Here is a 7,130-nt window from a genome sequence, read left to right on the forward strand (position 1 = left end):
CGAAGATGGCTGAACCGGCTCCGGGACGGACCTTGGGTGTCGGGCCAGCAGAGGTCGAGCGAGAAGTTGGCCGGGACTGGGTCGGACCAGTCCCAGTTCTCGCTGGACCTGCACACCCACGGCTTCGCTGACGTCACGCCGGCGATGAACTCCTGCGTGCCGCCCTTGGAGGCCAGACCGCTTCTTCGCGGGACGGCTTCCTTCTCAGACGCGTCGCACCGATCTGGCATGGGTCAGGGATACGCGAAGGCATCAGACCCCAGCCGGGCCAGGGCCGCCGTGGATGTAGAGGGTTTGGCCGGAGCAGAAGCTGGCGGCGTCGGAGGCGAAGAACAGGACGGCGTTGCCGATCTCGTCGGGTTCCCCGAGGCGGCCCGAGGCGTTGGTCAGGCCGATCGCCTCCGGGTCGAGCCCATAGCGGGCGGCGTCGTCGGTCAGGGTGGCGGCCCGGACAGCTCCGACGGCGATGGCGTTGACCCGGATCCCCTTACCGGTCCAGGCAGCGGCCATGGAGCGGGTGAGGCTGTTGACCCCGGCCTTCGCCGCGCCGTACGGCGCGGCCTGCGGCATCGCGAGCAGGCTGGCACCCGAGGAGATGTTCACGATCGCGCCCCTGCCCTGCTGAAGCATCGGAACCGAGGCTGCACGGGAGAGGAACCACACGCTGCCGAGGTTGAGCGCCAGGACCTGGTGCCACTCCTCCTCAGTCCATCGCCGGATCGACTTCGTCTCCGCACCGCCGGCACAGTTGACGAGGATATCGAGCCGCCCGAACTCTGCCACCGTGGTGTCAACGAGCTGCTGGCACTGCTGCGCGCTGGTCACGTCCGTCGGCAGCGAGAGCGCTCGCCGGCCCGCCGCCTGGACCTCCTTGACCGTGGACTCCAGCGGCTCCACCCGGCGCGCGGCGAGCACGACATCGGCCCCGTACTCGGCGAGCGCGAGCGCCGCACCCCGGCCGATGCCGGTGCCCCCGCCGGTGATGACGGCAACCTGACCATCGAGCGCGAACCGATCCCTCACGTGACTGCTCCTCCATTGACAGCGATGACCTGACCAGTGAGGTAGCCGGCCTCCTCGGTGCACAGGAACGCGCAGACCGCCGCGATGTCGTCGCCCGTACCGAGCCGGCCGGCCGGGATCATCCGTGCCAGCGTCTCGGCCGTCGGTAGGTACTTCGCCTGCTGCATGCTGCGCAGCAGCGGCGTGTCGGCGGTGAACGGCGGGATCGTGTTCACCGTGATCCCCTTGGCCGCGTACTCGAGCGCGAGTGCCTTGGTAAGCGCGATGACGCCGCCCTTCGACGCCGCGTAGTGCGCCTGGCGGGCCACACCGGTCTGACCCGCCGCGGACGAGATGGTGACGATACGGCCCCAGCCAGCATCCACCATGTCCGCGATCGCCGCCTGCACGCAGGTGAACGTCCCCGTCAGGTTGACCTCGATGGTCCGCGACCAGACGTCGATCGTCAGTTCCTCGAAAGGCACGAACCCGGAGACACCGGCGCTGGTCACGAGGATCCCGACCGGCCCGAGTTCGGCGCGCACCGCGTCGAACGCTGTGGCGACCGAGGCCCGGTCGGCCACGTCGACCCCGACCGCCACCGCCTTAGTTCCCCACGACCGCAGACCGGCAGCCACCCGCCCGGCGGCATCGACGTCCTGGTCGAGTACGCCCACGTCCCGCCCCTGCCGGGCGAGATGCTCGCAGATCGACAGGCCCAACCCCGACGCACCGCCGGTCACAACAGCGACACAACTCAACCTACGCCTCCTCATTCCTCGTCCCTGCGGTAACGCAGGCCTTGCGCCCCGCCCCGCGGCGGCGGACCAGGTCCGCAAGATCCTCGGAGCTCAACTGCAGTGGCCCTGTACGTACGTATGGCTAAGGCTATACGTTTGTAAGACGATGTCTAGGGGGGAGTGCTGAGCCAGGCAGCGTCGTCACATCTGAGGTGTCGCCCCAGAGGGCGCCCATCGGCCGCCGCTAGCACGGTGCGTGGCCGGTACGAGTTGGGTCGACGTCGACCCAAATAGCAGGGAGCGCAGGATGTCTGAAGTATCGAAAGTCGCTAGTGACGTGGCTATATCCCACATCGGCCTCTGCGTGTCCGACTTCGACCGGTCGATACGGTTCTATACCGAAGGGCTGGGGTTTCGGCTCGCCGAGAGGTTCGACATCGGCGATTCCCTCGCTCAGCTGGCCGAGGTGCCGCCGCCCATACGTTGCCGATCTCAGATGATCGTCAACGGCCAGACGAAGTTGGAACTGCTCGACTGGAAGACCCCGACGCCGGAGGGCGCAGCCCTGACGACGCGGCGGCAGATCGGCTTCACCCATCTGTCGGTCTACGTCAACGATCTCGCTGCGGCCGAGGCACGCCTGGTGGCACTCGGCGCGACACCGATCGAGTACACCCGAACGCACATCCCGATGCGCGACAGCGCGATGGACGTGCTCTTCCTGGCAGACCCCGACGGCATCCGCATCGAACTGGTGCAGGTGACGAGCCACCGCTGAACTAACGATCTATGGGGAATACCTATGCTTAAATCTCGACTCTATCGCCGAGAATGAGATCCGGCGCCGATCTTGTAATCGAGCCGGTGCTGGATGTTGATCAATTATTGGCAGCCAGACGCGATCATCGGGCTAGTTTGATCTTCTCGATCTTGGGGTCGTGTTGCCGCATCTGTCGAGCGTCGTGGTAAAGGAGGTTCGAGAGGGCGGTAGACGGGATTCGGCTGTGTGTGCCGTGCCCGGACGGGGCAGGTGGCGTGTCCGCGGTGCGAGACAGCGCCGGCGAGGATGTATGGGCGCTATCGGCAGCGGCGGGTCGACACGGTACTCGGCGGGCCGCGAGTTGTAGTTGACTCGCTGGTTCGCCGGTTTCACCCGTGGCCACGACGGTGCTCCGGGGCCAGCGTCAGGTCGACCAACGTCTTGACCGGGCCGTCGGTGCATAACACGGCGTCCATTACCTCGAACACCACGTCCGCCCGGCGGGTCAGACAGTCGTAGAACTCCTGCCGGAAGCGACACGGCCTCCCCAGAGCCTCGACGCGTCCCGGTTCGTCCTGCACATCGCCCATCACGACCTTCGGTTTGATCACGGCTTATTTGACGAGAGCGCGATCTTTCGAAGATCGTTCCGCGTCACGAGGACACGCCGACCCACCCCACAACACCAGCAGGTATCACGCGGTGTGACAGTTGGAGGTTAAAAACAAGCTTAGCTCGGTCGTAGATCGTCGTCGAGGTTAAACGCGAAAGAGTTCATCAGAAAGGCGGATGCCTCGAAGGCGCCGACTGTGAAGATGAGGTCCATGAGCTGCTGGGTGTCGAGTTCGGCGGTCAGTGCGGCCCAGGTCTCGTCACCGATTGTGCCGGCGTCGAGCATCTCGTCAACGGCGCGCAGCAGTGCTGAGTCGAATGGGCTCCAAGTCGGATCGGCCGGCCCTCGGGAAATCTTCTCGATCTCCTCGTCGGTCAGCCCGGCCTCGCGACCGACGAGGACGTGCTGCGCCCACACGTAGTCGCATTTGCGTAGCGCCGCGACCCGCAGGACCAGCAGCTCCGTCTGCCGCTGGGCAAGGGTGGTCGCCAGCAGCACGTGACCGTTGAGCGTGAAGAACGCCCGCGCGAGGTCCGGGTGGTGGGCGAATGTCCCGAAGGCATTGCGGGCCTTCGGTCGGCCCTCCTGGATGGACCGCGTATGGCGAGGCTTCGGCGGTACCAGGGCGGCAAAAGCATCCCGCATCTCCGCGGGCCATTTCTTGGCTGGGAGCGGTTCGATTCGGGCCATGTTCATCGGTCCTTCCATCGTTGATGTGCCGCGCCCGTCATCCTCACCACTTCTTGACCGGGGTCTTCTCCAGGTTCAAGGGCCGCGCATACGACGGATCGTTCTTGTCCCACGTTCCCTTGATGAAGCCTGTGAACGAACCAGAGGAGAGGAGTGACGTGTCGCCGTTCATCGTCCACTCGAGGGTGCACCGCCGCAACGCGATCCTCCACACGCCGTCCCGCCGCTCGACGCGATCGAGGTATCTTCCTCCGAAGATGTGCACGGTCTTGCCGTCGCGGGAACGCATAGCACCGATGACGTAGCTTTCGCAGTGAGCCTCGTCGCCGTCGATCTCGCAGGTGTGGGTCGTGATGTTGTGCAAGTGATCGACAAAAACCGACGAGTGAGCCTGGTTGGCGTACTCGCCGTAGTCGGGGCCGAGCTTCACGACGGGCCCGTGCTCGTCGACTCCATCGTTATGGTAGACGCTTGCCATAAGCTCGATGTCATGGCGGTCGTGACCGCGTGACTGTTTCATGACGCAGTCGAGAATCGCGAGACGGTCCGTGACGTACCGGAGCTCGCGGCGAAGTTCCTTGAGCTCGTCCTCGACGGACATGGTGGTTCTCCCTCATCGTCGCAGTCACTTGCCATCGACCAGTGAAGCCTTGGATCCCAACGCCCCGACCTCGGAGTCAGAGGAGGCCATAGCTGGCGCTGTACATTTGTATAACCACTGCCGGGGGGCAGGTCAAACTCGGTCTCGTGGGGCGTCGCCGTCTACGCGCCGGGCCCCGGCTGCAGTCTGGCCCCCAGCAGCGACCGGACGAGATCGGGCATTTGTCGACTCAGCTCTGGTCGAGGAGCTCGCGGAGCAGCTCGGTGGTGCGGCGTCGGGAGGCAGCCCGAGCTTCCCGAGTGTCGCCAACCGGGACGACGTTGGCCCAGACGTCGGTGGCGCCGGCGTCGATCAGGCCGTGGAGCTGGCCGCGTACGGAGGCCTCGTTGCCGACGATGGCGGCCTCGGTCGCGGTCGAGGCCCCGCCGATTCTGAGGATGCGCTGGTAGTTGGGCAGGCTGCCGTAACCGGCTGCGGTGGCTGCGGTGGCGGCACGCGCCTCGTCGAGGTCGTCGTGGACGGCGACGGGGAGCCCGGCGACGATGCGTGGGGCCGGGCGGCCCGCCGCGGCGGCCGCGGCGTGCACCTTCGGCGCCACGTGGGTTTCGATCGCCCGTGGCGGGGCCATCCACAGCACCACGCCGTCGGCGAGCTGGCCGGCGACCCGGAGCAGGCGGGGCGACAAGGCCGCGAGCAATACGGGCACCGGGTGGCTGATGGGAACCATCTGCTCGGCAGTGCGTGCTGTCCAGTCCTCGCCCTTGACATCGACGGCCTCACCGCGGAGCAGGCCGGTGAGGATGGTGACGTACTCCTCGGTGCTGCGGCCGGGATGGTCGTAGGACAGGCCATAGACGTCCCGGATCAAGCCTTCATGCGAGGGGCCGAGGCCCAGGGTGAAGCCGGGCCGGTTCATCGCGGAGACGACGGACGCGGCGCGGTTGGCCTGCAGCAGGGGATGGCAGGGATAGGTCTGCAGGACGGCGGTGCCCAGTTCGATCCTGGTTGTCTCGCGGCCTGCGACGGCCATGGCGACGAGCGGGTCGCCGGTGACGGCGCTCGCGTACCACAGAGACGCGAAGCCATCAGCCTCAGCTTCTTTCGCCTGCTGGACGATTTTGTCCGCCGAGCTACCCCCACCGGTCAAACCGATGCGCACTCCGACCTCCCACTATCGCTGTACAGATGTGTAACCGTGTCGTACGACTGTACAGTCGGTGTCCGTCCCGCGAAAGTGGAAGACCGTATCGCTCTCTGTAGTCAAGGGCTCGCTTCTGTTGCAGCGTCGAGATCGCTGGCGTAAGGGGTCAGTGGCCGGCGGGTCGCGACCAAAATTCCGGGCGCATGCGAGCGGCACGGCCCGAAGATCCGGCGGTGGGCGGCGTGGGCAGCTGAGCGGTTCCGCTCACGATCACCTGGCCCGCAGCGGTCGGTGCTCTCCGCTGCGGGCCGTGGCCCGACGCGTCAGACCCGCGGCGGGTCGCGCCCGGTATCCCGGCCGTACGGGTCATCCGGCGGCCGCAGTCGATGTGTCGGTTCTTGACGTATGACGGCATCGCCGTGTATTTCCGCTGGTAGGCGGCCTGTTTGTGTGATCGGGGATGGAGATCGCGGGGCCGGGGATCGTGGGGTGGCGGTTCGGGTTGTGCCCGGTCCTGTCCGCAGGACCACTGTCCCTGCTTGTGTCGGGCGTCGAAGTAGTCGCCGCCGCTGGCCTGCCGGTCGGCGGGAGCAATGGTTGAGACCTGTGGATCGGCCGGGAGGGGCGTACCTTCCCGGTGATCGAGGTTGAGGTCTCAAACAGGCCGACGTTGACGCGTCGGTCGGGAAGGTACGCCCGTGCTCACGGTAGTCCCAGACGATGGCGCGCAGGAGGACGGCGCGGTGGGTGCGTCGTCGTTGATCGATGAGATCGTTCGTGAGGGTGCGCGGCGGATGCTGGCTGCGGCGTTGGAAGCCGAGGTGGATGCGTATATCGCCGGGCTTGCTGACCAGCGCGATGAGCGGGGCCGACGGCTGGTGGTCCGCAACGGCCACGCCGAAGCGCGGCGGGTGATGACCGCGGCCGGCGCGGTCGAGGTACGGGCACCGCGGGTCAACGACCGCCGCGTCGATCCGGTCAGCGGACAGCGGGCGCGGTTTTCCTCGGCGATCCTGCCGCCGTGGTGCCGCCGGTCCCCGCGGGTCGCCGAGGTGTTGCCGTTGCTGTACCTGCACGGCCTGTCCAGCGGGGACTTCGTGCCGGCGTTGGAGCAGTTCCTGGGCAGCTCGGCCGGCCTGTCCGCGGCCACCATCACCCGGCTGACGAAGACCTGGCAGGACGACTGCCAGGCGTTCAGCGACCGGGATCTGTCGAGCGTGGACTACGTGTATGTGTGGGCCGACGGTGTGCACGTGAACATCCGTCTGGACGAGGAGAAGCTGTGCCTGCTGGTCCTGATCGGGGTCCGCGCCGACGGCCGGAAGGAACTCGTCGCGATCACGGACGGGTATCGGGAGTCGACCGGATCGTGGGCGGACCTGCTGCGTGACTGCGCCCGGCGCGGCATGTCCGCACCGGTGCTCGCTGTCGGGGACGGGGCGTTGGGGTTCTGGGGCGCACTCCGCGAGGTGTTCCCCCAGACCCGGGAGCAACGCTGCTGGTTCCACAAGATCGGGAATGTGTTGGCCGCCTTGCCGACCTCCGCGCACCCGGGTGCGAAGAAGGCGCTCGCCGAGATCTGG

The 7,130-nt window shown here is 66.9% G+C and carries 7 protein-coding genes and 1 pseudogene; 2 read left to right on the plus strand and 6 right to left on the minus strand.

Annotated features, from left to right (window positions below; translation table 11 throughout):
- Nucleotides 1-252: 252 nt before the first annotated feature.
- Together MXD62_RS17160 and MXD62_RS17165 are read right to left on the minus strand one after the other, a co-directional pair.
- Nucleotides 253-1,023, minus strand: a complete 771-nt coding sequence (locus MXD62_RS17160) for an SDR family NAD(P)-dependent oxidoreductase (RefSeq protein ID WP_248830354.1) — start codon at nt 1,021-1,023, stop codon at nt 253-255.
- On the minus strand, nt 1,020-1,778 hold the full coding sequence (locus tag MXD62_RS17165; RefSeq protein WP_248830355.1) for an SDR family NAD(P)-dependent oxidoreductase: 759 nt from the start codon (nt 1,776-1,778) through the stop codon (nt 1,020-1,022). Before MXD62_RS17165 ends, MXD62_RS17160 begins: the two co-directional genes overlap by 4 nt.
- A 271-nt stretch (nt 1,779-2,049) precedes the next feature.
- Here MXD62_RS17165 and MXD62_RS17170 point away from each other — a divergent pair, with 271 nt between their 5' ends.
- Nucleotides 2,050-2,520, plus strand: a complete 471-nt coding sequence (locus tag MXD62_RS17170) for a VOC family protein (protein ID WP_251081865.1) — start codon at nt 2,050-2,052, stop codon at nt 2,518-2,520.
- 374 nt (nt 2,521-2,894) lie between these two features.
- Here the strand turns inward: MXD62_RS17170 and MXD62_RS17175 are convergent.
- The 4 genes and pseudogenes from MXD62_RS17175 to MXD62_RS17190 all read right to left on the minus strand — a co-directional run.
- A pseudogene (locus MXD62_RS17175) lies at nt 2,895-3,092 on the minus strand (transposase); the annotation flags it as partial.
- A gap of 140 nt (nt 3,093-3,232) precedes the next feature.
- Entirely contained in the window at nt 3,233-3,805 is a 573-nt protein-coding gene (locus MXD62_RS17180; RefSeq protein ID WP_248830405.1) for a carboxymuconolactone decarboxylase family protein, read from the minus strand.
- 43 nt (nt 3,806-3,848) lie between these two features.
- Nucleotides 3,849-4,406: a nuclear transport factor 2 family protein gene (locus MXD62_RS17185; RefSeq protein WP_248830381.1), complete on the minus strand. Its 558-nt coding sequence runs from the start codon at nt 4,404-4,406 to the stop codon at nt 3,849-3,851.
- 229 nt (nt 4,407-4,635) lie between these two features.
- Complete coding sequence (locus tag MXD62_RS17190) at nt 4,636-5,565, minus strand: TIGR03564 family F420-dependent LLM class oxidoreductase (protein WP_248830388.1); 930 nt, start codon at nt 5,563-5,565, stop codon at nt 4,636-4,638.
- 680 nt (nt 5,566-6,245) lie between these two features.
- Here MXD62_RS17190 and MXD62_RS17195 point away from each other — a divergent pair.
- Nucleotides 6,246-7,130, plus strand: an 885-nt coding sequence (locus MXD62_RS17195; RefSeq protein WP_248830395.1) for an IS256 family transposase, incomplete at its 3' end; no start/stop codon positions are given.

Origin of the sequence: Frankia sp. Mgl5, from assembly GCF_023242985.1 — a bacterium.
Lineage (GTDB): Bacteria > Actinomycetota > Actinomycetes > Frankiales > Frankiaceae > Parafrankia > Parafrankia soli.